General features: G+C 53.8%; 1 protein-coding gene. It reads left to right on the top strand.

Going from position 1 to position 1235, the window contains the following annotated elements:
* A partial coding sequence (locus K0778_RS26185; protein WP_161997275.1) for a phage terminase large subunit family protein occupies positions 1-1235 on the top strand: 1235 nt, incomplete at both ends.

The raw sequence follows: 1235 nt of genomic DNA, 5'->3' as shown, positions 1-1235 counted from the left end.
AATGCGATGGGCAGCGACTACATCCGTGAGGTGAATGTGGTGAAGTCTGCCCGTGTTGGTTATTCCAAAATGCTGTTGGGTGTTTATGCCTACTTCATAGAGCATAAGCAGCGCAACACCCTTATCTGGTTGCCGACGGATGGTGATGCCGAGAACTTTATGAAAACCCACGTTGAGCCGACTATTCGTGATATTCCGTCGCTGCTGGCGCTGGCCCCGTGGTATGGCAAAAAGCACCGGGATAACACGCTCACCATGAAGCGTTTCACTAATGGGCGTGGCTTCTGGTGCCTGGGCGGTAAAGCGGCAAAAAACTACCGTGAAAAGTCGGTGGATGTGGCGGGTTATGATGAACTTGCTGCCTTTGATGAGGATATTGAACAGGAAGGCTCTCCGACGTTCCTTGGCGACAAACGTATTGAAGGCTCGGTCTGGCCAAAGTCCATCCGTGGCTCCACGCCCAAAGTGAGAGGCACCTGCCAGATTGAGCGTGCAGCCAGTGAATCCCCGCATTTTATGCGTTTTCATGTTGCCTGCCCGCACTGCGGGGAGGAGCAGTATCTTAAATTTGGCGACAAAGAGACGCCGTTTGGCCTCAAATGGACGCCGGATGACCCCTCCAGCGTGTTTTATCTCTGCGAGCATAATGCCTGCGTCATCCGCCAGCAGGAGCTGGACTTTACTGATGCCCGTTATATCTGCGAAAAGACCGGGATCTGGACCCGTGATGGCATTCTCTGGTTTTCGTCATCCGGTGAAGAGATTGAGCCACCTGACAGTGTGACCTTTCACATCTGGACAGCGTACAGCCCGTTCACCACCTGGGTGCAGATTGTCAAAGACTGGATGAAAACGAAAGGGGATACGGGAAAACGTAAAACCTTCGTAAACACCACGCTCGGTGAGACGTGGGAGGCGAAAATTGGCGAACGTCCGGATGCTGAAGTGATGGCAGAGCGGAAAGAGCATTATTCAGCGCCCGTTCCTGACCGTGTGGCTTACCTGACCGCCGGTATCGACTCCCAGCTGGATCGCTACGAAATGCGCGTATGGGGATGGGGGCCGGGTGAGGAAAGCTGGCTGATTGATCGGCAGATTATTATGGGCCGCCACGACGATGAACAGACGCTGCTGCGTGTGGATGAGGCCATCAATAAAACCTATACCCGCCGGAATGGTGCAGAAATGTCGATATCCCGTATCTGCTGGGATATTGGCGGGATTGACCCGACCAT

The organism is Escherichia sp. XD33 (genome assembly GCF_019375075.1).
In the GTDB taxonomy this organism is placed as follows: domain Bacteria; phylum Pseudomonadota; class Gammaproteobacteria; order Enterobacterales; family Enterobacteriaceae; genus Enterobacter; species Enterobacter flexneri_A.
The sequence above is the reverse complement of the archived record's forward strand: the minus strand, read 5'-3'. Positions and strand labels throughout refer to the sequence as shown.